The sequence below is a fragment of the Petrotoga mobilis SJ95 genome (assembly GCF_000018605.1).
GTDB classification, from domain to species: Bacteria; Thermotogota; Thermotogae; order Petrotogales; family Petrotogaceae; genus Petrotoga; species Petrotoga mobilis.
Genome location: NC_010003.1, coordinates 1,117,226 through 1,139,275, shown reverse-complemented (window position 1 = coordinate 1,139,275; position 22,050 = coordinate 1,117,226). Strand labels below are relative to the sequence as shown.

Here is a 22,050-nt window from a genome sequence, read left to right as displayed (position 1 = left end):
TTTTATGGATATTGAGATCGAAAAAATAATACGGACAAAAAGAAGAACAATCGCTTTGCAGATAACAGATGATGCTACGTTAATTGTACGGGCTCCTTTTAATGCAAATAATAAAACAATTATGGGGGTCGTTCATAAACATAAAAGATGGATCGAAGAAAAGAAAAGAGAAATAGAGGCGAGAGATCCGAAATTTTCTCCGAAAGAGTTTGTTAATGGAGAAGGCTTTCTCTATCTGGGGAGATATCACAAATTAAAAATAGTGGATAACGAAGAAGTACCGCTGAAATTTGAAAACGAATTCTATCTTTCGAGAAATTCATTATCACAAGCTAAAGAAGTATTTATTGAATGGTACAAGAAGATGGCTTACGAAAAAATTTCTGAGAGAGTTAGATGGTACGCGCAGCAAAGAGGTTTTAAATATAGCAAAGTTAACATTACCAATGCACAAAAAAGGTGGGGTTCCTCTTCTTCCAATGGAAATTTAAATTTCTCATGGCGGCTTATCATGGCCCCTTTGCCCGTGATAGATTACGTTGTTATTCATGAACTTGTTCATTTGGAAGAAAAAAACCACTCAAAATCCTTCTGGAATAAGGTTAAAATGTTGATGCCAGACTATGAAAAATATGAGGACTGGCTAAAAAAGAACTCCTATTTGTTGAGGTTATAACAGGAAATCAAATTAGGCGGGCTTGGGCACTCTATGGCACTTAGTTCTGACCTTGTCTGACTCATCGCTCTTTTTGTCGCTACGGTGCTATTGCCTTGAACTTTGAAGAGCAGATAGAAATTTAAGAATTTCAATCGTTCAGTAAATACCACCCAAAATAAAACCCCAGGTTTTGGTTTTACCTGGGGTTTTGATAATTATTACTTATTATTCAGCGTATTCGCCTGTCTCCTTTAATCCTGTTTCTAAAGTATTCACGATGGCATCGTATGTCTCATCTACAGTTGCCATATCGTTTAGGAAGTTAGCAAATAATGTACTGATATCATTTCTTATATCGTTCCATGCAGCTGGTTTTGGATCTGGGATAGCGGTTTCTAATTCGTTAAGTGCAATACTTGGCTTATCATCTGTTGCTGTATAGGCTTGCCACTGTGGAACCTCTTCAACATCTCTTCTTATTGGAACATATCCAGTATTTATAGACCAGTATGCAACGTTAACGGGATCCATCAAAAATTTCAAGAATCTCCAAGCTGCGTCTTTTTGCTCTTGGCTTACCCAGTTAAACATTATCACATCAGTTCCAGCTATAGGAGAGTGAGGGACACCATCTACAGAAGGTAATGGAGCCCAAGCAACACCGTGTTTTCCTCTGGACGATTGTTCAGCATAAGTTAAACCTGCAACCGTTCCCATGTATGCGGCTATTTCTCCAGAGCCAAACTGGGGATCCAAATATGCGTTTTGGAACAAAGCGTATCCAGAATCTTTCAGGTTCTTTATGAATGTTAAAACTTCTTTTGTTTCTTCTTCAGGTAAAACAACTCTGTATTTGCCATCGCCGACGTATTCTAAAAATGTTGCGTTATATGCATATAAGAATATTTGAAAATCGTCGATAAAGTTTCTCGCACCTAATCCATATTGATCCGTTTCTCCATCCATGTCTAAATCCATTGTTAAAAGTTCACTTACTTCCCATAATTCATCCATAGTTTTTGGGGGATCGATTCCAAATAAGTCAAATAGATCAGGGTTATAATAATAAACATAAACAGATTTGTTAAATGGGATTCCATATACTGTGTCTCCCCATGTAACTAAATCCTTTAGAACAGGGAATATCTGATTATCCCAAGCTTCTTTAAACTCAGGATCCTTTTCAATATATCCGTTGAGTGGTTGCACTACATCAGAAAACAGGTACATTGCGGTCCAGTTTCCATAAGCTTGAGATAAAGTTGGAAGGTCTGTGGTACTTCCTTGGGAATAAGCGGTGATCGTAGAAAGTAACTTTTGGTTTAATGCACTGTAGTTTCCCACATATATGGCTGACACATGAACATCTGGGTTTTCCCTATTAAAAGTATCGACTAAGGAATTCAGAGTTTCTCCCAGCTGTCCTCCCATGCCATGCCAAAACTCTATCTCGACTTGAGAAAAAGCAAAAGAAACAAGTAAAACCGTGAAAAGAATAGAAACAACTTTCTTCATTCCGAACACCTCCTCATAAGTTTTGGATAATTTTTTCTGTTTCTTTGTACAATTGGTCAAAATTACCAATATTCAATATTTTGAAATCACAACGCTTAGAGTTTATGTGTTCTTGGGATTTGACGATGTTTTTTGCCTTCTCCAAGGGGATACCACGTTTTTCTGACAGCCTTTCAATACGTAATTCTTCTGGGGCATCTACGTAGATAATTTTATCGCATAATTTGTCCAATCCTATTTTGAAAAGCAAAGCTGCATCTATGATTATTATATCATTTTTATTTGAAATTTCTTTCAGTATTTGTTCAGTTTTATTAAGAATTTCTGGATGGACTATCTGATTCAATAATTCTAACTTTTCTTGATTTGAAAAAACTATTTCGCCAAGTTTTGATCTAGAAATATTGTTATCATCATCGAATATTTCTTCTCCAAAATTTTCTTTCAATTTCTCTTTGATAAAAAAATAGGTTAAGACCTCGTGTCCTAACCTATCCACATCGATTATGGATGCCTTATCTTTGTATATTGTTTTTATTATCTTTGATATAGTGCTTTTTCCAGATCCAGCCGGGCCTGTAATTCCTATTACCATTTTTTACATCGTCACCTGTTTTTTGTTTTTAAGTTTGTTTTCTACTTCGATGTTAAAATCTTCGTACCCTTTCCTGCCCATCAAAGCATAAGTAACCTTTTTACCTAATTCGACGCCTGGTTGGTCATAAGGGTTTATATCTAAAAGATTTCCCATTACTGCTGTTTGAAATTCATATGCGAATATGAATTGTCCCACATTGAAGGGATTGATCTGAGGGAAAATAACTTTTAGATTTGGTCTATTGTTTTCTGTTAAAGCGTATTCCGTACCAGCTAATTCTGTATTCAAAAGGGCTGAAAGATTTTTACCTCCCAGATATGATAGCTCGGGAAGGTCACAGTGTATATTAGGGATTTTTATGTTTCGTTCAAAATTTTCTAGTTGTATGAAAGTGATTACCTTATCGTATGGACCTTCGTTGTATAGTTGAACTTGGGAATGTTGGTCTGTTGTGCCTAATGCTTTTATTGGAGTTTGCCCAACGTTGACTACTTCACCTTTTAAATTGTATTTTTTTCCAAGGCTTTCTGCCCATAATTGTCTGTACCAATCAGCTAGTAGAAACAATTTGTTTGAGTAGGACATCATTACGGAAATATTGTAACCTTTCTGGTAATATAGATAATGCACTAAGGCGTTAAAAGCCGCAGGATTTTCCCAAATATTTGGATTGGTAACCCTTTTGTGCATTTCTTTTGCACCGTTGTATAGATCAATTATATCTATTCCACTTGCCAAAGCTGATAATAAGCCAACAGGGGTTAAAACGCTGAATCTACCGCCAATTGAAGGAGGTATATCCAAGGTTTTGATTCCTTCTTCTTCGGCTATTTTCTTTAATATACCTTTTTCAGGATCGGTGGTGAATAGGAAGTGTTTTTTTGGATCTAATCCGTATCCTTCGATTATTCCTCTTGCAACCAGATAATTTGCCATGGCTTCTGCTGTTGTTCCAGATTTTGAAATAACATTGAACAAGGTAGTCTTTGGATCGATTTGGTCCAAAACTGATGCTATAAAATCGGGGTCAACATTATCAAGGATGAAAATCTTAGGGGTTTTTCTTATTTCTTTAGATAAAGCGTTATAATGCAATGGATTAAGGGCTGTTTGCAGCGCCTGATTTCCTAATGCAGAACCACCTATGCCTAAAACTACTACACTTTCAAAACTTTGTATCCACGTTTTTAAATCCAAAACTCTATCTATGTAAACCCTTGTGAAGGGCAGATTTAAAAAGCCAGGATTGTTTTGTATTATCGTTTCCACAATATCTTGAACTCTATTGCCTTGGTCGTTTATTTCTTCTTCCGTTAAGCCATTTTCAATATTGGGATGGAAAACATTTGAAAAATCAAATTTTATACCATTCATCTTTTTTCCCCCTTCTTACGTTTAAATTAAACTTTCAATATCGTATCAAGCTGGCAATTTCCAAATCTTTTAAATTTTCTCTTGGATTTAGATAGGTTAATTCAGCAAGGCAGACAACTCCAACGGTTTTGCCTCCGGCTCTGTCTACTAATTCTTTTATCGCTTTTGTAGTACCTCCGGTGGCTAACACATCATCAACGACTATCACCTTTTCTCCTTTATCTATCGCGTCAACATGCATTTCCAGGGATGTTTGACCATATTCCAGTTCATAAGAGATCGAATAGGTTTTGTAAGGCAGTTTTCCTGGTTTTCTTATGGGAACGAATTCTTTATTCATGAGGTAAGCTAAAGGTGTAGCAAATATAAACCCCCTTGACTCGGGGGATACGATACAATCGAAATCCCACTCTTTTATCAATTCAGCGATTTTTTCGACCGAATACTTAAAAACTTCAGGGTTTTTCAAAAGTGGTGTGATATCTCTAAATATAACTCCTTTTTCTGGAAAATCTGGTATATCTCTTATCCATTTTTTTAGGTCTACTATCTCCATGAGTTATCCTCCTAAAACATTTTTGTCTTTATTTTTATGCCATTTCCATGCATCAGATATTATCTTTTCTAATTCTTTATTTTGAGGGTGCCAGTTTAAAACTTCCTCTGCTTTCTTTGAGGAAGCTATTAAAACAGCAGGATCACCAGGCCTTCTTTCTACTACTTCGTAATTTATTTTTTTTGAAGTTACTTTTTCAGCTGTTTTAATAACCTCTAAAACGGTAAATCCTTGACCATTACCTAAATTAAAAACGTCAGATTTTTCATTTTCCTTCATCCATTTCATAGCTAAAATATGGGCATCTATCAAATCCATTACATGGATATAGTCTCTAACGGCTGTTCCGTCCTTGGTTGGGTAATCATTGCCATAAACGTACAGTTGGTCTCTTTTCCCTAAAGCTGTTTCAAGAACTAATGGGATCAAGTGAGTTTCAGGTTCGTGGGCTTCGCCTATACTACCATCATAATACGCCCCAGCGGCGTTGAAATATCTTAAAGCTACATACCTTATAATATCAAGTTTAGAATACCAATTGAGAATATCTTCAATCATTAATTTTGATTGACCATAGATGTTCGTAGGATTCTTAGGTTGATTTTCAGTGATGGGGACTTTTTCTGGTTCTCCATAAACAGCTGCGGTAGAAGAAAAAACTATGTATCTACATTTATGTTTTTGCATGTTTTTTAAAAGGTTCAATGTTCCACAAATATTGTTATTAAAATATTTATTAGGTTCTGTCATGGATTCACCAACTAATGAAAAAGCCGCGAAATGATATACCTCGTCTATTTTGTAATTTTCAAAAGCGTAATCAATGTCTTTTTCGTTTCTAAGATCTCCTTCAACGACTTGTACATCTTTAACAGCCCACCTATGGCCTTTTTCGAAGTTATCAAAAACTACTACTTCTTTATTTTGATCTTGCAGCCTTTTCACCAAATGAGAACCTATGTACCCAGCTCCTCCTGTAACAAGTATCATTAGGTCACCCCTCAAATCAAGTGCTAGCTCTAATGTTTAATATTTCACCATCTTCCAATATTTCATCTTTTCCCGCCAGCCTCCAAAGTCCCTGTTCTTTCACTTTTTCTTCGCTTCCGTATTTAATTAGGTCCTCATATTTCATAACCTCTGCACGAATGAAGTTCTTCTCGAAATCAGAATGTATTTTTCCAGCGGCTTCCTTCATTGTACTACCTTTTTTTACCGTCCAAGCTCTTACCTCGTCTTTTCCGACGGTGAAGAAAGAAATTAGTCCAACATGATTATACACAATTTTTGCTAATCTTTCAACACCAGGTTCTTTAATTGATAAATCTTCTAAGAATAGTCTTTTTTCTTCTTCGTCCTCAAGCTCGTTTATTTCTACTTCTATTTTTCCGTCTATTTCAATGTAGGCAAAATTTTGCTTTTTACATTCTTCAATTACCTGTTCCTTATATTCGTAGCTATTTTTTGAAAATTGGTCATCATCGACGTTGACACATACGATAATAGGTTTTAAAGTGAATAAAGCTAAAGAACCAACTAATTTTTTATCCTCTTCACTCAATTCCATCTTCGAAACGAAAACCTCATCCTCCAAAACTTCTTTTATTTTCAACAAAATTTTTTCTTCGTTTTCTTCCGTCACTGAGAATTTTGTCTTTTTCTTTTGCGTTTCAAGCCTCTCTAATCGATTTTCTACAATTTCTAAATCTCTGAGAATTAGTTCTGTTTTCAAAATTTCTAGTTGTTTTATTGGATTATCAGCATTTTCAGGCCAAGGTACCGAGGGGTTTTTAAACGATCTTATAACCAAAAGCAAGGCATCAACATTCTGTATCATCTGAAAAATTCTCGTTTTTTCTTTAGGGTCCCCTTTGTGGTCATAGCTTGGAATATCGATAAAATCTAAACTAGCAAAGATAATCTTTTTAGGATTGTATAAACGTGCAAGAGAATTAACTCTTTCATCTTTTATAATTGCCGTTCTTTTTATAGCCTCTCTTTTATAACTATCCTCTATTTTATAATCAGTTAAAAGGGAAAAAATAGTAGTTTTACCCGTTAACGGAAGGCCGAATATGCCTATTTCCACCTAATTTTCACCTCTTTTCCTCTTTTTTAATTAATTCCCAATATTTATCTAACTCTTCTAAATTTAAAGCTTCAAATTCCTTTCCATCTTTTTCAATCGCTTTTTCCATCTGAGTGAACCGTTCTATAAACTTCTCACTTGCCTTTCTTAAAGATACTTCCGGATCTATCTTTAAAAAACGAGCCAAGTTAACCAGCGCAAACAACAAATCCCCAAACTCTTCTTCTACTTCTGCTTGGGTTTTTGCTTCATTAAGTTCTTCCACTTCTTCTTTTACTTTATCGAGCACATCTTTAACTTCTACCCAGTCAAACCCTACCGCAGCAGCATTTTCTTGAATTCTTCTTGCTAAAGAGAGTGCAGGATCGCAACCTTTTGGTCCCCTCAATCTTTTCATGAAAAATATCTGCAGGAGACTCACCAGAGAACAGCCTTACGGCAGATAAGGAAGTGGTGAGAGGAATGCAGAATTTTCCCTCCTTTCCCATAATAGAGTTTTAGCTTTACTTACCAAGATTAAATCTTTGCTTTTTGCACTTCTATGAATTACTGTACCATCAAGTTTTCTTATATCAAAATATCCAGTTGAACGTCTTCCAAATATGAAACATTCAATACCCTTGTATTTTACTTTATCAAACAATCTAAAACCATGTACTAGATAAGGTGCTTGGTTTAGTTTTCTTATTCCTCCCTTTAGAATTTTAGCTTTGTGTATTTGTCTATTGTGTCGTCGAACTTCTTTAATGTGATAATAGTAATCTAATTGTTTTGCTTGAGGATGACCACTAATACATAAGGCGTCTATTCTATGTGTTTTAGTTAAACTATTTTGTATCCTTGTATTTTTAGTGATATATCCATAAGTTAGATGAACGTTAGAATACAAATCTTTCAATCTATTGTATAATGTCCATCTCATAATATTCATAGAGGTAGCATCTTTAAATTTTTGTCCTCTTTTAAAATCCAATTTAATTTTTCCATCGTGGTAATCCTTATGACATGTTTCACACAATGTAATTAAATTACTAGGTGCGTTCCCACCTATTTGTCTACTTTCGATGTGGTGAACATTGAGCCTCTTATCTTTGGACTTATCTTTGCAGCGTTGACAGGTATAATTATCTCTCCAAAGAACATATTCTCTTACATTCCAAAAATCTAATTGTTCACCTTGTTGGTATTGTTTGCCTTCAATGTTAGGATTCTTAATCTTTTGTATATCGAAACTTGCAACTTCTACTACAATCGTTGTAATAGGAAGTATGCTATGAACTAGATCGATCAGTTTAATGTGCGACTTTATTTTATGTTCTACTGACGGTGCAAGCCAGTTCCCTTGTCTGCCGTAAGGCTGTGTGGCGTCAGCCTGTTTCTGTTTTTTTCTACTGTGGACACGGTTTAAAAAGCGTGGTTTCCTATACCTTGTTTTTCTGAAACGTCTACCTTTACGATACTGTCGTTTCTGAGATATAAGTTTAGGTATATCATCTCTTATTTCAACTTCTGCTGCAAAAAGTTCCTTATTTTCAGTAGTAGCAGACAACCCTATACTTTTACTTCCTGCGTCTACTCCTAAAGTAATAGGTTGTTTATAACCACTACTACCATAGAGTAATTGAATAGTAAAAGGTTCTTTTCTAACAACCTTGGCTTTTCCCTCTTTAAGTAGTTTTCTTGCCTTTGAAGGTTTACAAGGCATAAGAGGTTTCCCGTATTTGTTTAAAACGTACACTAACATAAAGTGCATCTCCTTAATGGAGTTATTCTCCTTCCCCAATGTTATATAGGCTTTTTACGTTTAGCTCACTATCCCTACCCCTCAGGATTGTTTAAAGCTAAACAACAGAGCGACAGACTAGGAGAAACATCCGAAGGTGTTATGACCTATATAACGTAGCCCGATGATCTTCCTTTAGAGGCGTGAGCCCGTTTCTTCTTCCTTAAGAGGCGGAAGCCCGTTTCTTCAATCGGCTGAGGGTAGTCAACTAAGGCTTTTGCAAGCCCCCGTCTTTAGACGGTGGGTAGTTGACCACTTTCATAAGCTCTTCAAATTTTTCGCCTAATTCCAAAATAATTCCTCCTGTATTGTACTTATTAGCTTCCCTATTTATTATTCTGCTCTTTAAATATCCGATTGTGCTCCTTGATCTTCCTTTTTTTATCCAAATAATATAGCAACCATAATGCAAAAGCTACTCCTAACAGCAAGGGTAATAAATATTTAAGGAAAATTTCGAATACAACTCTCGATCTCAATTCTTTTAGAGCTTTTTCCATTTCTTCGGTGACATAGTTACGACTTTGAGCACCATTGAGAAAGTATCTAGCTAATTGGCCATATTCTTTTTTATCCCAATGATAGTAGGTTAATCCCAATTTAGACATTATTCTTCCATTTTCCTTGTCGTGGGTTAAAGCTTTTTGATAATATTCTATCTGTTTTCCGTAATTGTTTTCTATGTCACCTAAAAATTCGTATGTTTCAGATAGAATTGATGAGTCCTTTGAAACTGGAATTAAAGAAAGGGCTATTTCCTTAGATTTTTCCGTTTCTCCCATGTTGTAAAAAATTTTTGAAAAGTACAGTAAAGTTTGAGCATTTTGCCCTTTTAAATCCATATAACTATTATAAAGGTCTTTTATAATTTCGTAGTTATTTGTTTGAAAACTTATTTCTACCAATGATTCAATTATTTTTTTATCATAATTGTAAGTGAGATAGATTTCTTTTAAGTCATTATAAGCTTTTTGAGGATCATTATATATTTTAGATTTTGATAAGATTTGTCCTTGGTAATAAACAGTATAGGGAGTTTTCCCTCCCACAAGCCTTTCGATTTTTTCAGAATATTCAAAGATTTCTTTCGCTACAGATGGGTCCAAAGAATTTTGCCAATATTGGAAGTTGAAAAAAAGATACATAGAATTTATTATTATTGAATCAGGGTATTCTCTTAGGGCTTCTTCAAACAATTCGGTAGGTTCAAGGTAAAAATAAGGGTCTGACTCTTTTAATATCTTTAGGGTTGTCTCATCATCAGGAAACAGCACTAGATTTGAAAGTTGCAAATTATCTACATACATCGATAATCCCGTTTCCCATCGTTTCAACAAGCCTCCAAGGATCTTTAAATATGGATCATCTGATTCATACATTGTTTGAAGATCTACGTAGTAAACAAAATCATCAAAAACTGTGGCAAAGGTCGATAACGTAAAAATAATAAAAAAAAGCAACACAAATAATTTTTGTCTCAAAACGTTCCTCCTACAATGTCAAATAGTTTTAAAAGCTTTTTGAAAAATTTTCATCAATACATTTTTGTAGTAATAATTATATCATAAAGCCACTTCTTAAGAAAGCGAACGCATTAGATAATATTACATGTCCGTAAAAAAGATTGGATAGATCATACATGCGCAATAGGGAGCGGAGGCTTCATCTATTATCTCAAGGGCTTCATCGTATTTAACATCCCATTTTAATTTTAAAACGTTTATGTAATTGATGATGTTTTTATTTTTATCTGATCTATCACTTTCTAAATAATGGACAACATAATTCAAAATAGGTCTTATGAACTGTCCTTTACTCACAATTTTATCCAGTAGTTTAATGTTCATTTCTCAACCCTCTTTCCTTTCCCCAATAGCAACAAAAATATAAAATAAAATTTACTTCAAAAACCCTTCCTTTGGAATGTTAATAACACTTGAAGCTTCTATATTTTATTCTAAAGTTCATTATATCATAACTCTCTTATAATAACTAAAAGAAAGACAAATGCATTATATCCGATAAAAATCATCGTAAATAATTTTAACGTTAGTTTTTTGACCGATCTCTGCAATGCTTTATAAATACATATTTGAACCCACTTAAAAAACACTTGAAAATCATATGGAAAAGCGTATGATTAAAATGAGGGATGGGATTATTTGAGATATTAGTTTTAAATTAAAAGAATAGTCTAAGGGGGTGAGGAAGGATGAAGAAATTTTTTGTTGTTTTGTTAATCACTGTTCTGGTGTTAGGGGGTATATTTGTTTTTGGAGGAGATGATGATGGAATAGATAAGACAAGTGGTTTAGAACCCACAGAGATTGTAAATGTTGTGGAAGAAGTAGAGTAAATGCTTGTTTGGGTCATTTACTCTCTACAAAAAACAACGCTTTTAAAAAGCTTAAAAGATTTAAGAAATTATCTAGATAAGTTTTTGAAGGAAAGAGAAAAAATTTAAGATTTTTTGCTACTAAGTAGTGTAGTAGAGATATTATCAACAATAACAAAATGGAAGGAGTGAAGAATTAAATGATAAGAGAAAGTAATTATAATTTCAAAATTCCTATAAAAGATGGAAAACTTCTTTTGTACAACACCAAAACAGGGGCAGTTGCAGCGGTGAAGGAAAATATTTTACAAAGTTTGAATAACCCAAAAGAAAACTTACCAAGCGATGTCATAATGATGTTGAAAACAGAGGGCTTTTTAATTCCTGAAGAAAAGGATGAAATAGTTGAAATACAAGAATGGCACAACAAACATATTAATGATTCGTCTTTAATTAGTTTAACCTTACTTCCGGCTGAAGCGTGTAATTTTGCTTGTCCTTATTGTTTTCAGTATCGAAAGCGGAATAAACTGATGAAGACGGAGGTATATGATGCTGTATTGCGATTAGTGGAACGGATGGCTTTAGAAAATTATAAACAAGGGAATAAAACATTTCTAAAGATTTTGTGGTTCGGTGGTGAACCTCTCCTGGCAACCAATGCAATTTTGAATTTCCATAAAAGGGTAAAAGAACTTTGTGAAAAATTCCCAATTAATATTAGTGGATCAATTGTAACAAATGGTTATTTTCTAGATTCAAATATATTTAAACAATTGGTCCATGCTGGAATTAATGATTTTCAAGTAACTCTCGATGGAGAAAAATCAACTCATGATAAACTTCGTGTACTCAAAAACGGAGGCCCTACTTTCCAAAGAATTTATAATAATCTGAAAAGCATTCACAATATCTCTCAAGAATTAAAATTCAATCTTGCAATAAGAGTTAATTTCCTAAGAAGTACGCTTCAATCCGTTCAAAATTTGGCTCGAAGATTTGTGAAAGACTTTGGAAACGACCATCGATTTATCATGTATTTTCGTCCAGTGTATAATTTTGAAACCACTAGAAATGATATTCATAGCTTATCAGAAGATATTTTAAGTTACAAAGATGGTATACGACAACAGTTATCTTTAGCTCTAGAGATGTTCAAAGAATTAAAGTCTCTCAGACCTGAGGCAGATCTTCTCTCTCCTTATGGAAAAATGCTTGAACTATTACCAATGCCCACTCCCTGTTGGTGCGAATCAGAACGAAGATATAGTTACATAATAGGAGCCGATGGTTTACTTTTCCCGTGTGATACGTATGTCGGTAGCAAAGAACACAGCATAGGGTATCTGGCTTCTAGTGGTGAGACTATTTACAATCAAAATTTTTCACAATGGAAAAAGTCCCTATTTTACAGTAGAGATAATCCGTGTTTAAGTTGCAGACTCCTTCCTATCTGCATGGGAGGGTGTCGTCGAACAAGAATGGCCTCTCCAAACAAAACAGCCTGTTTTCTTACAGAAGATGATATTATTTTTTCTATGCATGAGTACGCTAAGCTTTTAAATTGAAAAAAAGTTCTCTTCCAAAAAGTGTGGGTAGAAAAAAAGTAATATGAACAAATGATTAAACAATCAGGTACTATATAGGAGAACACAAAATACATAAGATGATACCAGATGAGAAAAGAGCTACCCAAATTCTTTGAACAGATACTGAATATAACAGAGCCATGGTTCATAAAAAAGATAGAGCAACAAGGAAATACAATCAACATATATGTGGATTTCAAAAAAGATGCAAAGTTTGAATACAACGGTAAATATTACAGTGCGTACGATACGGTTCAAAGAAGCCAGAAACACTTAAACCTATTCCAATATGAAACATACATACATGCGAGGGTAGCTAGGATAAAAACAGATGATGGGACAAAGACTGTAGAGGTTCCTTGGGCTCGAAAAAACTCTGGATTCACCTGATTGTTTGAAGCGTTTATCCTCGAGTTGTACAATCACATGACGGTTGCTGAGATAGCTAAAAAGTATAATATAACCCAAAATAGGTTGTGGAGAATATTAGACTTTTACTTTTCAAAGGATATGTCGGTACCTTTCAAAGTTGGAGCAAGGAAACATTTCCCCAAAGCAAAGATAATATTTGACAAATTCCATGTGCTTAATGTATTAAGTGTCCAACTTGATAAAGTAAGAGCCAGAGAGAATAAAGGGTACCATGAGATACTCAAAAGGACGAAATACTTGCTATTAAAAAATCCTAACAACCTTACCAAGAAAGATAAAGTTAAACTCGATGAATTGATGGAATATCAACATCTTGACACAGTTCAAGCCTACGGATTGGTACTTGAGTTTAAAAAGATGTTCGATTACAAAAAACCTTCTTATGCAGCTAAGTATTTTAATCGATGGTATGAAAAGGTAATGAAATCAAATATACCCGAAATGATTAAAGCTGCTAAGACTCTTTTAAATCACATAGAAGGTATCTTGTTGCACATGAAAACGAATATCTCAAACGGTAAAATAGAAGGTATGAACTCTAAACTTAGAGGATTTACTAAAAGGGCTTTTGGGTTTAAAACATTAAAGAATTTAAAAATCACTATCTTTATTGCCCTTGGTAAACTTAATTTAACTCCAGCTTAATTACCCACTATTTTCGTGATAGAACCATCTTTTTTATATATGTTTAAAGACTTGAGAAGTAATTAATTTCTAATAATAAGTTTTGAAGGGGTATATAGGAGAGAACTATCTCTACCATTGAAGTAGGCTGCTAGCCGAAGGAGAACTAGGGAAAATCAGGTGTATTACGTTGGTGGGTGTATTTTAAGAACTTTCGAATGCTCGAGATTTGATTTAAAACAAGCTTTAGAAATTCTAAAGACAGTAACTAAGCATATTATGGAAAGGAGGTGATTAGCATGGAAGTTCTCCGAAAGGGAGTGCATATTGAAGAGGATCTAAGTATTTTCGAGTGGGAATGCTTTCACTTCGCCGGTCTATGCTGCTTAGCAGGATTTTGTTGTAAAGGCGGAGGCGGTGGTAATTCCGCATTTTTTCCATGATCATAAAGTTTCAGGAGGGGAAGACTCCCCTCTTTTCCTTGTGCGCCCAGCATGTGCAATAGCTAAGCGGTGAAAGTCCGTTGTGGGCCAGGTAGCGGGAACCACTAGTCGAAGGCAAGGGTGTCCATCGTGAGGTGGAATCTGAAGGAAGCCCAAGGCAAAGTCCCGGTCCGATGAACAAGAACCAGATATAAGGCTAAGTGAAGTGGACGAGTTTGCCACTCAAAACGAAGTCCAACAGCTACCCTGAACTTCACGGAGTAGATCTGGCGGATAGATGGGATGAAAGTTATTGCACTTACCTGGGGAGATCTCAAGAATATGCTATTGAGGCAACCCATACAGCAATGTATGGCTGAATCTTGAGAAGTCAGCAGAAGTCATAGTACTCATTGAGAGATGAGGAAGGACTGAACAACAGAAGGTTTCGAATCTTGAAAGATGCGAAGGGATACGGAAAAGGCATACAACTTCGACTAGAAGGTTTCCTACATGAAGATAAGGGAGAGCCCGAAAATAATGTACCAAGCGCCTAGTATAACTTCTACATCTGAAAGAGGGAGAAACGATGTGAAGGGTCTTATACATCAAACCTGTTGAACCGCCGTATACAGAATGGTACGTACGGTGGTGCGGAAGGACGGCAGATAAATTAATTATCTACCTCCTACTCGATTTAAACATGATTTCCATTTATAAAGGAGATGATATGATAAAAATCAAGAGGTGACAATAACTCCGGATAAATAAGGTAAAATATAATAAAATATAATATCCGGAGTGGATAGGTAGTAGGTTGGATTCTTGACCGGGATAAAGATCCCGTAAAAGAGATTAATCAGACCTATTACCGAATGGTCACCATAGGGCAAAGACCCTGAATAGGAGGATGGTGAGTCACCAGTAAAGAATCTACTCCGAAAAAAATAGGAGGTAAAAGGGATGAAGTATGTAGGGGTAGATTTACACAAGAATCAGTTTAGTGTGTACTGGAAGACATAAGAAGGTAAAGGAATATTCAAAAAATATCCGATGACGAAAAAAGGAATAGAAGAGTTCAAAAAGAATTTAGACAAAGAGACAGAAGTGGCAGTAGAAGCAACGGGTAACAGCAGATTTTTCTACAACAGTATAGTTAGCCAGGTAAAGAAAGTTCGAGTAATAAATTCGTCGCAGTTCAAGGTAATAAGTGAGAGTGTGAAAAAGACTGACCGACATGATGCGGAAATAATAGCGGAGTATTTAAGCAAAGGGTTATTGCCAGAGGTAAGAGTAATGAGTAAAGAGAATAGGGAGTTAAAGAGTTTAATTCAGACAAGAAACAAACTAGTAAAGCTACGCAGTACCTTAAAAAATAAGATACATGGGATATTAATGGAATATGGAATAACGACTCGCCGGGAAATGTTTTCTAGTGAGAAGGCGTTAGAAGAAGTTAGAAATGCGGCAGTGAGTGAAACAAGCCGGTTTGAGATAGGGGTAATTGTTGACCAGATAAAGTCGTTAAATGAGGGTATAAAGAAGATAGAAGAGAAAATAAAAGGAAACGGAGAAGGATTGAAAGGCCAGAAAAATCTGCGGAGTATAACACGGATAGGTAAACTAAGTTCAACAATAATTCTGAGCAATATTGGTGACATTAATGATTTTGATAATTCTAAGAAATTATGTGCTTATGCTGAACTGGTACCCCGTGTATATGATTCAAATGAAAGTATAAGACATGGACGAATAACCAAACGAGGCGATAAGATATTACGTACTACCCTGGTACAAGTAGCGCTGATAGCGATAAGATATAGTCCATATATAAGAGGTTTTTACGAGCGGTTGAAACATAAGAAAGGTAGCGGTAAAGCAATAATCGCTACCGCACGTAAGATGTTAAGCATAATTTATGAGACCTTAAAAAACGATTGGGTCTTTGAGGATTTTAATAATTTCATATTAGCATAAAAAATAGGATAGATTCTTTACTAAAATCTTGATTTTCATCATAGGAGGAGAAATGAATTTAACAAACTTGCGTAAGATAATATCTTTTTATTCTTTGATTGGGAAACGAAGGCTTATACCCATATTGATTGGTGGCTTTCTTGCAACATCATCAGTTGTATTCGGTTTTTTCATTCCATTGCTGGTAAGAAACATCATAGACGGGTTAACTATAAATATGCAAATGGAATGGAACTCCATTTATCTTTTAGCTATCTTATACACTACCTCGTTTATCTTAACCTACATTGGCGATCAAATTTATTTACGTGAAAAATTCAAAGCTGCCGCGGATCTATCAAATCGTATTTTCAAACTCTCTTTCTTTTTCCCTTGGAAAAAACTTAAGCAACAAGGTTCGGCATACTATGCCTCTTTGATTAATAATCAACTTAACGAAGCTTTTGTCGTTCTTGATTATGGTTTTATTCGCAACATTTTTGTGCTTATACGAATGGTACTAATTTTGGTAATGGTTTTCGCTTGGAGTAAATTCTTTTTCTTCTTGTATGTGGTGAATGTGGCAATTGTAGGTCTATACACAAATATTATTGATCGAGTAAGCCATCGCCCTTACTCCCGAGGGTATGAATTAATGAGACAAGCAACGAATTTCATAGTTGAAACTTTCGAAAATCTCCATGAAATTTTTGCTGGAGAAGCAAAATCAAAACGTGAAAATGAATATGAAAGAATATACCAAAAGATTACAGACTCAGTGGTGGAAGCAGAAATACCAAGATCAAGGTTTGATAAATTGATGGTTGATCTGCCAGATTATTTTTCTCGTCTAATAATCTTGGTATATGGAAGTTTTTTAGTAATTAATGGACGTATGACCGTTGGAACAATATGGGCATTGTGGACATATTTTTCCTTTGTGACGGAACCTTTATACCTATTTAGGGAATTGGCCCGAATTGCAGTACGTGTTTCTGCAAATCTTGATACCATCCTTAATTATTTCGACGAAGCAGAACATGCACAAAAGAATTACACGAAGCATGAAATATTTCCGGTTCCAAAGGCTCCCGTATATAGTCTGAAAGATGTCAGTTTTGGTTTTGAACCTGATAAACCGTTTCTAAAAAAAATTTCCTTAAACGTTCAGCATGGGGAAACAATTGCTATTGTAGGTTTATCAGGAGAAGGAAAATCCACTTTACTCAATATACTACTTGGATTAGAGCAAAACTATGAAGGAGAAGTAAAACTCCTAGGTAATGAATTAAAAGGGACCTACCCCCTGGCAGTGTTCAAATATGTTGGATATTACTCTCAAACTGTTGGAATTTTCAATGAAACGCTTGAAAGCAATATCGTTATGGGAAGAAAGTTAGACGAGGAACGATTGGAAAAAGTAATCGATGATCTTAAATTGGATCATTTAAAAGGAAGACTTTTAGGAGAAGGAGGTAGTTTTGTTTCGGGCGGTGAAAAACAACGGATACAACTTGCAAGGTTATTTTACGCTGAAAAAGATGTAGTGGTGGTTGACGAACCACTTACTAATCTAGATACCATAAACGAAAGTATTTTACTTGAAAAACTTGAAGATTATTTATCCACACGTTCTGGGATTATTATTTCCCATAAACCAAATGTTATTAGTCTTGCAAATAGGGTATTTGTGTTAAAAAATGGAACGGTTGCAGCAACAGGTAGTTTTAGTGAGCTTATGTCTGGAGATGATACTTTCAAAGGAATAATTGAAAGCTATCTATCAAGTGCTAACGAGATCGGACGAAAGAAGATGGGATAAATCATTTGGATCTCTTTCAAAAAGTGAAGGTAGAAAAATTAGGAACTTGCGTACTAGACTATAATTAATTGTCATTCAAATAAGGAATTGGTTGGAATGTATTTATGTCTCTGGTCTAACCAATCTTTTTCACGGACATTTAATATTATCTAATGTGGACGGGGCTGTATAATAAAAATGGTTGATTAGGTACTTGACAAAAGGGGTAAAAAAAGATATCACTCCTCATAGAACAAAAAACAAAAAAATAAAAAGAGAGAGAGGAGTGATATCATGAGCAACAAAATTATAGCACAAATACTGGGTATTGACAAAGGTTTTAAGTTAAAAGATATTTAAATTCAGAATGTTCTTTCATATAATCAGAGTAGGCGAAATCGAAGTACAATTGAGAAGAGTTAGCGTTTGGCACAGTTCAAGCCGAGGGATTAGTACTTGAGTTTAAAAAGACATTCGATTACAAGAACATTCTTAAGTAAATATTTTCTATTTTCCTTTATTGCCGTTGATAAACTTAATTTAACTTTAGCTTAATTACCCACTATTTTCGTGATAGAACTTTGAATCTTTAATATTAAAGGTATTAAAAGTTAGTGAAAATCCATGTTTTAGACTTTCTGAAGACACTATTAATAACTTATAAAAAGGAGGAGATTTATCCAGTGAAATCAAAAATAATTTCTTCTAACGTTAAAAGATTTTTCGAATATTCAAAAAAGTACAAAAAGGTTCATCTTAATCTTTATCTTTTTTCAATTCCACTTACGTTTTTTTTCATAGCCAATCCCTATATCTTGAGATACATGATCGATGAAGTTATATTTCAAAACAAGTTTTCTCTTCTCTTACCTTCCATGTTGGCGTATTTAACTGTGGTAGTAGGCCAAGTGGTTTTGGGCTTTTTTGAAAATTATTATGCAAGTGCAAGTGAAGCAGATGTGATAAAGAATGAACAATTGACTTTATATGAAAAAGTTCAAAAGATTCCTTCTGCTTACTCCTCAGACAGCCAAATTGGAGATTTCCTTGCCAGAATCACATCTGATATAGCTGAAATAGCCAACTTTCTCGTACTAACAAAACCCGTGATAATATTAAACATCATAGATGTTTTCATTATTTTAATTGTTTTATCAACTTTTAGTTGGCAGCTTACTTTGTTAGTTATTGCAACGATACCGTTATATTACTGGATATTAAACCATTTCAATAAAAGATTATTAGATGCTTCAAAGAAGGAAAGAAAAGAATACAGCAAGGTCATGGAAAGTCTGAGAGAAAAGATTGAAGGGATCAATATTATAGAAACGAGATAGTTTTGAAAAACATAAATCTCTCCATTGACAAAAACGAAAAGGTAGCGTTGGTAGGAACGAGTGGATCCGGCAAAAGTACGATGGTGAGTCTTCTTGTGAGATTATATGATCCCACAAACGGTAAAATACTATTAGGGAATAAAAACATAATAGATTACAAATTACAAGAAATCAGAGAAAAGATAAAGTTAGTCAGAGGTAACGAACCCTTATTCAACATGACGGTCAAAGAAAACATAATGTTGGATGATGAATTCACTGAAGAAGAATTCATGAAGGCGGTAAAAAAAGCGAAGGTAGATAAATTCATAGGGCTTTTAGATGAAGGATACGATACTGTAGTAGGAGAAAGGGGAAGTAAGTTATCAGATGGGCAAAGGCAGAGAGTAGCGATAGCAAGAGCATTGATAAGGGAACCAAAGGTATTGATACTGGATGAAGCAACGTCTGGTGTAGATTCACAGACAGAAGAAGAAATATTCGATGAATTGAAAGAGTACGAGATGACTTTGATTATAATATCCCACAGACTATCGACGATAAGAAAAGCTGACAAAGTGATACTATTAAAAGATGGAGAGATAATGGGAGAAGGAGTACATGAAGAGTTACTAAAAAATTCTCCCCTTTACAAAGAAATAATAGAAAGTCAGTTGGTTGTATGAAAGACTAATTAGCTATTATTTTCGGGAGAACCTAATTTCTGAAAAGACGCCCAACATGGGCGTTTTTCAATTAAAATTTGCCAATAATTTCCACAAACTTTTCTCTTTCATCCCCTTCAAAAACATAAAAAGAAATGGTAGAAGGTTTTCTTTTCAACGTGTATTTTTTCACTAATGGATCAATCTCTTTTGGTACTTTCGGTGTGAATTCTTTGGGGATATCCTTTACCTTTAAATCATAGTACCTACCGTAATTCATTATGAACTTTTCTACTGTCTTTTTTTGTCTTGTATCAAGATCAATGTAATTTTCTATGAACTCTTTTAAATTCTTTTTATTTAAGTCTTTCATAAACCTTTTTACAACTTCTTTCCTTCCCAAATAAAAAGGATGTTCGTTGAAGGTTATATTTTTGTTTGTGTAGATTTTTGGTTTTTGAACGTTTGTTAGTAAAGAATTAAAATCTATCTTTGGATTTCTTTCAAAGATAGAGTTTATTAACTCTTTCGTGTAGTAATCACATCTTTCTTCAGTTAAACTGTCATCTTCTATCTCTTTAATTATCTTTTTTAGATCGATCTCTTCTTTGTAGTAATGAGCGAGGTAAGATGTAAAGAGTTCTGATATTTGTCTTTCTTTTGGAAGGTTTTTAAACTTTTCAAGGTTTATCTCAAATTTTTTATCTATATCCTTCTTTTTCAATTCTTTGATTATACATATAGGTGTGGATGTGGTGATTTCAAACTCAAGAGCATCTATTATGTTTCTCAAGGTACTTGGTTGAATGTACTGTGTCTCTTCAAATAAAAACTCTTTCAACGCACTTTCAGAAATGTTTATTGAATCTATGGGTATCTTTTCTTTCCCTATCTCTTTCCTTATGAAATCTCTCAGTTTTGGTGTACTTCTGTGTTGGTTGTTATCCAAATTGAATACAAAGCACTTTAATTGGTTAATGATATCTTTAAAAGTATTTTTTATCGGTTCACTTTCCACTTTATTTAGTTGAGACAAACACCTCGAAAAAATAAAGGCGGTTTCATAAACCAAAGGATCGTTATTATTCTTCTGTACTTGAAACATAGTATCAAGGGAATTGAAAACTTTTAAATTATCATCATCGAAATAGTAACCAAGATAGAAACCCAATGGAAAAATAAAAACTAAAGCCTTTTCTTTTTTTGTATTTTTCAACCACCAAGATATATTATTTAAAGCTTGCACCATACCAGAAGGATGTGGAACGGTTTTTAAAATCTTAAATGCTTCGATGTTTAAAGAAACCGCTTCTTCGTATCTTTCTTCGTTCTTTTTTTCTCTTGCTTTTGATAGCAATATGAAGCCTTTATCAACAGGGTTCTGTTCGTAATTCTCACTCCAATATCTTATCTTTTCCATACTTTCATCTGGTTCATAATACAATTCATGTATGTTTCTTAAAGTTTCTACAACAAGTCCTCTGACATAAACAGGTATATTATCAAAATTATCCTTTAGTTCATCAAATACTTTTTTAACTCCCTCTTTCTGTTTAATTCTATTCAATATATGAACTTTTTGATCCAAGAAAAGGTAGTACAAGCCACCTTTCTTCAACCTCTGTAACTCTTCATCTATTATCTCAAGGGCTTCATCGTATTTAACATCCCATTTTAATTTCAAAACGTTTATGTAATTAACGATGTTTTTATTTTTATCTGGTCTATCACTTTCTAAGTAATGAGCAACATAATTCAAAATTGGCCTTATGAACTGTCCTTTATTCACAATTTCAATCAATACTTTAATGTTCATTTCTCCACCCTTTTCCTTTACCTGATAGCAACAAAAATATAAAATAAAATTTACTTCAAAAACCTTTTCTTTGGTATGTTAACAACTCTTGAAGCTTCTATATATTATTCTAAAGTTTATTATATCATAATTCGCTTATAATAACCAAAAGAAAGACAAAGGTATTATATCAGATAAAAACCATCGTAATTAATTTTAACATAAGTTTTTTTTACCAATCTCTGTAATACTTTATCAATACATATTTGAAGCCAATTAAAAAAACACTTGAAAATCATATGGAAAAGCGTATGATTAAAATAAGAGGTTGGATTATTTGAGATATTAGTTTTAAATTAAAAGAATAATTCAAGGGGGTGAAAGAGGATGAAGAAATTTATTGTTGCTTTGTTGATCACTGTTCTGGTGTTAGGGAGTATATTTGTTTTTGGAGGGGATGATGGGGGAGAAAATGGCACATCTGGTTTAAAACCAACAGAGATTGTAAGTGTTGTGGAAGAAGTAGAGTAAATGCTTGGTTG

At 34.2% G+C, this 22,050-nt stretch carries 21 protein-coding genes and 1 pseudogene; 11 read left to right on the top strand and 11 right to left on the bottom strand.

Annotation, left to right across the window (positions count from 1 at the left end; all coding sequences use genetic code 11):
* The first annotated feature begins 4 nt into the window (after window positions 1-4).
* Complete coding sequence (locus PMOB_RS05505; protein WP_012208889.1) at window positions 5-676, top strand: M48 family metallopeptidase; 672 nt, start codon at window positions 5-7, stop codon at window positions 674-676.
* A 207-nt stretch (window positions 677-883) separates the two neighbouring features.
* Here PMOB_RS05505 and PMOB_RS05500 read toward each other — a convergent pair whose 3' ends face one another.
* The 10 genes and pseudogenes from PMOB_RS05500 to PMOB_RS05455 all read right to left on the bottom strand — a co-directional run bounded on the left by PMOB_RS05500 (window position 884) and on the right by PMOB_RS05455 (window position 10,420).
* Window positions 884-2,173 (bottom strand): ABC transporter substrate-binding protein, encoded by a 1,290-nt coding sequence (locus PMOB_RS05500; RefSeq protein ID WP_012208888.1) that lies wholly within the window; start codon window positions 2,171-2,173, stop codon window positions 884-886.
* A 13-nt stretch (window positions 2,174-2,186) separates the two neighbouring features.
* Window positions 2,187-2,768, bottom strand: coding sequence for a dephospho-CoA kinase (gene coaE / locus PMOB_RS05495; RefSeq protein WP_012208887.1), 582 nt, complete (start codon window positions 2,766-2,768; stop codon window positions 2,187-2,189).
* Window positions 2,769-2,771: 3 nt separating this feature from the next.
* Entirely contained in the window at window positions 2,772-4,145 is a 1,374-nt protein-coding gene (locus PMOB_RS05490; protein WP_012208886.1) for a glucose-6-phosphate isomerase, read from the bottom strand.
* 34 nt (window positions 4,146-4,179) lie between these two features.
* Entirely contained in the window at window positions 4,180-4,701 is a 522-nt protein-coding gene (locus PMOB_RS05485) for an adenine phosphoribosyltransferase (protein ID WP_012208885.1), read from the bottom strand.
* Between the two features lie 3 nt (window positions 4,702-4,704).
* Entirely contained in the window at window positions 4,705-5,691 is a 987-nt protein-coding gene (galE, locus tag PMOB_RS05480; protein WP_012208884.1) for a UDP-glucose 4-epimerase GalE, read from the bottom strand.
* Between the two features lie 16 nt (window positions 5,692-5,707).
* On the bottom strand, window positions 5,708-6,790 hold the full coding sequence (locus PMOB_RS05475; RefSeq protein ID WP_012208883.1) for a DUF933 domain-containing protein: 1,083 nt from the start codon (window positions 6,788-6,790) through the stop codon (window positions 5,708-5,710).
* Between the two features lie 7 nt (window positions 6,791-6,797).
* Window positions 6,798-7,154: pseudogene (locus tag PMOB_RS05470) on the bottom strand (MazG nucleotide pyrophosphohydrolase domain-containing protein); the annotation flags it as partial.
* 69 nt (window positions 7,155-7,223) lie between these two features.
* Window positions 7,224-8,534 carry an RNA-guided endonuclease IscB gene (gene iscB / locus PMOB_RS05465; RefSeq protein ID WP_012208881.1) on the bottom strand — a complete coding sequence of 437 codons (1,311 nt, stop codon included), beginning with the start codon at window positions 8,532-8,534 and terminating at the stop codon, window positions 7,224-7,226.
* 365 nt (window positions 8,535-8,899) lie between these two features.
* On the bottom strand, window positions 8,900-10,054 hold the full coding sequence (locus PMOB_RS05460) for a tetratricopeptide repeat protein (RefSeq protein ID WP_012208880.1): 1,155 nt from the start codon (window positions 10,052-10,054) through the stop codon (window positions 8,900-8,902).
* 123 nt (window positions 10,055-10,177) lie between these two features.
* A complete protein-coding gene (locus tag PMOB_RS05455; RefSeq protein WP_012208879.1) occupies window positions 10,178-10,420 on the bottom strand; it encodes a hypothetical protein in 243 nt (80 codons plus the stop codon).
* 365 nt (window positions 10,421-10,785) lie between these two features.
* Here PMOB_RS05455 and PMOB_RS10605 point away from each other — a divergent pair, with 365 nt between their 5' ends.
* The 9 genes from PMOB_RS10605 to PMOB_RS10915 all read left to right on the top strand — a co-directional run bounded on the left by PMOB_RS10605 (window position 10,786) and on the right by PMOB_RS10915 (window position 19,734).
* Window positions 10,786-10,929, top strand: a complete 144-nt coding sequence (locus tag PMOB_RS10605; RefSeq protein ID WP_155811066.1) for a hypothetical protein — start codon at window positions 10,786-10,788, stop codon at window positions 10,927-10,929.
* A gap of 179 nt (window positions 10,930-11,108) precedes the next feature.
* Complete coding sequence (locus PMOB_RS05450) at window positions 11,109-12,476, top strand: radical SAM/SPASM domain-containing protein (protein WP_012208878.1); 1,368 nt, start codon at window positions 11,109-11,111, stop codon at window positions 12,474-12,476.
* Window positions 12,477-12,584: 108 nt separating this feature from the next.
* Window positions 12,585-12,887, top strand: coding sequence for a transposase (locus PMOB_RS05445; protein WP_049755288.1), 303 nt, complete (start codon window positions 12,585-12,587; stop codon window positions 12,885-12,887).
* Window positions 12,888-13,574, top strand: coding sequence for an ISL3 family transposase (locus tag PMOB_RS05440; protein ID WP_041534075.1), 687 nt, complete (start codon window positions 12,888-12,890; stop codon window positions 13,572-13,574).
* Window positions 13,575-14,211: 637 nt separating this feature from the next.
* Complete coding sequence (locus PMOB_RS10600) at window positions 14,212-14,355, top strand: hypothetical protein (protein ID WP_155811065.1); 144 nt, start codon at window positions 14,212-14,214, stop codon at window positions 14,353-14,355.
* Window positions 14,356-15,010: 655 nt separating this feature from the next.
* A complete protein-coding gene (locus PMOB_RS05435) occupies window positions 15,011-15,952 on the top strand; it encodes an IS110 family RNA-guided transposase (protein WP_331270672.1) in 942 nt (313 codons plus the stop codon).
* Between the two features lie 52 nt (window positions 15,953-16,004).
* A complete protein-coding gene (locus PMOB_RS05430; RefSeq protein ID WP_012208876.1) occupies window positions 16,005-17,753 on the top strand; it encodes an ATP-binding cassette domain-containing protein in 1,749 nt (582 codons plus the stop codon).
* 662 nt (window positions 17,754-18,415) lie between these two features.
* Window positions 18,416-19,069, top strand: coding sequence for an ABC transporter ATP-binding protein (locus PMOB_RS10920; protein WP_012208875.1), 654 nt, complete (start codon window positions 18,416-18,418; stop codon window positions 19,067-19,069).
* Between the two features lie 2 nt (window positions 19,070-19,071).
* Window positions 19,072-19,734, top strand: a complete 663-nt coding sequence (locus PMOB_RS10915; protein ID WP_012208874.1) for an ATP-binding cassette domain-containing protein — start codon at window positions 19,072-19,074, stop codon at window positions 19,732-19,734.
* A gap of 70 nt (window positions 19,735-19,804) precedes the next feature.
* Here the strand turns inward: PMOB_RS10915 and PMOB_RS05420 are convergent, their stop codons facing one another.
* Window positions 19,805-21,529, bottom strand: coding sequence for a hypothetical protein (locus tag PMOB_RS05420; protein WP_012208873.1), 1,725 nt, complete (start codon window positions 21,527-21,529; stop codon window positions 19,805-19,807).
* A gap of 366 nt (window positions 21,530-21,895) precedes the next feature.
* Between PMOB_RS05420 and PMOB_RS10590 the strand changes: the two genes are divergently transcribed.
* Window positions 21,896-22,039, top strand: a complete 144-nt coding sequence (locus PMOB_RS10590; RefSeq protein ID WP_155811064.1) for a hypothetical protein — start codon at window positions 21,896-21,898, stop codon at window positions 22,037-22,039.
* The last annotated feature ends 11 nt before the right edge of the window (window positions 22,040-22,050 follow it).

Coding starts and splice junctions, on each gene's coding strand:
- PMOB_RS05505 (WP_012208889.1), top strand. CDS start 5: ATGGATATTGAGATCGAAAAAATAATACGGACAAAAAGAAGAACAATC.
- PMOB_RS05500 (WP_012208888.1), bottom strand. CDS start 2,173: ATGAAGAAAGTTGTTTCTATTCTTTTCACGGTTTTACTTGTTTCTTTT.
- coaE (WP_012208887.1), bottom strand. CDS start 2,768: ATGGTAATAGGAATTACAGGCCCGGCTGGATCTGGAAAAAGCACTATA.
- PMOB_RS05490 (WP_012208886.1), bottom strand. CDS start 4,145: ATGAATGGTATAAAATTTGATTTTTCAAATGTTTTCCATCCCAATATT.
- PMOB_RS05485 (WP_012208885.1), bottom strand. CDS start 4,701: ATGGAGATAGTAGACCTAAAAAAATGGATAAGAGATATACCAGATTTT.
- galE (WP_012208884.1), bottom strand. CDS start 5,691: ATGATACTTGTTACAGGAGGAGCTGGGTACATAGGTTCTCATTTGGTG.
- iscB (WP_012208881.1), bottom strand. CDS start 8,534: ATGTTAGTGTACGTTTTAAACAAATACGGGAAACCTCTTATGCCTTGT.
- PMOB_RS05455 (WP_012208879.1), bottom strand. CDS start 10,420: ATGAACATTAAACTACTGGATAAAATTGTGAGTAAAGGACAGTTCATA.
- PMOB_RS10605 (WP_155811066.1), top strand. CDS start 10,786: ATGAAGAAATTTTTTGTTGTTTTGTTAATCACTGTTCTGGTGTTAGGG.
- PMOB_RS05450 (WP_012208878.1), top strand. CDS start 11,109: ATGATAAGAGAAAGTAATTATAATTTCAAAATTCCTATAAAAGATGGA.
- PMOB_RS05445 (WP_049755288.1), top strand. CDS start 12,585: ATGAGAAAAGAGCTACCCAAATTCTTTGAACAGATACTGAATATAACA.
- PMOB_RS05430 (WP_012208876.1), top strand. CDS start 16,005: ATGAATTTAACAAACTTGCGTAAGATAATATCTTTTTATTCTTTGATT.
- PMOB_RS05420 (WP_012208873.1), bottom strand. CDS start 21,529: ATGAACATTAAAGTATTGATTGAAATTGTGAATAAAGGACAGTTCATA.
- PMOB_RS10590 (WP_155811064.1), top strand. CDS start 21,896: ATGAAGAAATTTATTGTTGCTTTGTTGATCACTGTTCTGGTGTTAGGG.